At 44.5% G+C, this 674-nt stretch carries 1 protein-coding gene; it reads right to left on the bottom strand.

From position 1 onward, the window contains the following. A partial coding sequence (locus tag R7E78_RS27115) for a methyltransferase (RefSeq protein ID WP_318058745.1) occupies nucleotides 1-674 on the bottom strand: 674 nt, incomplete at both ends.

Genomic DNA, 674 nt, shown 5'->3' with positions numbered 1-674 from the left:
AGTAGATAGAGAACTTATTGGTCTTATTTAGCGTCTCGCAATTATTGAATGCGTTCTCAATAATTGGTGGGTATTTCAAGAAGCTGTTCGCAACAATGATCATCTCACCATGGTTTGAAAGATGTTGTGGCGCGTGACCTAACAGAGTTTCAGCCGCGTTGTAATTGGTGTCTAAACCGCTGTGGAATGGTGGGTTGCTGATGATAAATCGGTAGTCTTCGGCCGTATCTGAGTAAATGTCAGACGCAAACACGCGACCAGACAAACCGTTGGCTTCAAGCGTTGCTTGGCTTGAGGTGATGGCATACGCGTTGATGTCACACATCTCAATCGCAATTTCTGGGTTTGCTTTCGCCATGAACGCACCTAAAACACCGGCACCACAACCAAAATCGAGCACTTTGCCTGACAAGTTAGGTAAGGTTTCCAGTAGTAGACGGCTGCCTAAGTCAAATTCACCATGACTGAATACGCCCGGTAAACTTTTTACTGTAAGTGATTGCTCACCAAGGGTTACCGTGTAAGACTTAAACCAATCTTCTTGATTGAATGGTTTTGGCTCATTTAAGCAATTACCCCAGTAGAAAGAGCAGCGGCGAGCTGAGTCGTATTTGTTCACAGGGCCATATTCTTTGAACATCTTTTCAATGCTCTTTACACCGGAACGGTTTTCA

Source organism: Vibrio sp. YT-19(2023) (genome assembly GCF_033337395.1).
Note: the sequence above shows the minus strand (reverse complement) of the source record. Positions and strands in the feature narration are given on the sequence as shown.